The sequence below is a fragment of the Pseudoalteromonas sp. NBT06-2 genome, from assembly GCF_002276045.1.
GTDB lineage: Bacteria > Pseudomonadota > Gammaproteobacteria > Enterobacterales > Alteromonadaceae > Pseudoalteromonas.
Genome location: NZ_NQMR01000399.1, coordinates 1 through 378, shown reverse-complemented (window position 1 = coordinate 378; position 378 = coordinate 1). Strand labels below are relative to the sequence as shown.

At 42.3% G+C, this 378-nt stretch carries 2 tRNA genes; both read left to right on the top strand.

What is annotated here, in order from left to right:
• Positions 1–43 precede the first annotated feature (43 nt).
• Positions 44–119, top strand: a tRNA-Ala gene (locus tag CJF42_RS26285).
• 50 nt (positions 120–169) lie between these two features.
• Positions 170–245: transfer RNA gene (locus tag CJF42_RS26280), tRNA-Glu, on the top strand.
• The last annotated feature ends 133 nt before the right edge of the window (positions 246–378 follow it).

The following is a 378-nucleotide window of genomic DNA, read 5'->3' as shown; positions in this document are numbered from 1 at the left end:
CGCACTCAGCGATACAGAAATCTGTTTCAATGAGTAAGTAGTTGGGGTTATAGCTCAGCTGGGAGAGCGCTTCGCTGGCAGTGAAGAGGTCTGCGGTTCGATCCCGCATAGCTCCACCAAATTACATTTTAATTGTCCTAGTGATACATTTATGTTTTTAACATACTGTGTCCCCATCGTCTAGAGGCCTAGGACACCGCCCTTTCACGGCGGTAACAGGGGTTCGAATCCCCTTGGGGACGCCAATTAAATTTTTAATTTAATTATCACTTCTGCTGAAAAAGCAGCTTTAACCGAGTTTAAAGTTAGTGTAAGTGTAATAGAAACAACTCATATCGAATGAGTATAAATATCGAGTCCTAGTGACACTGATAGTTT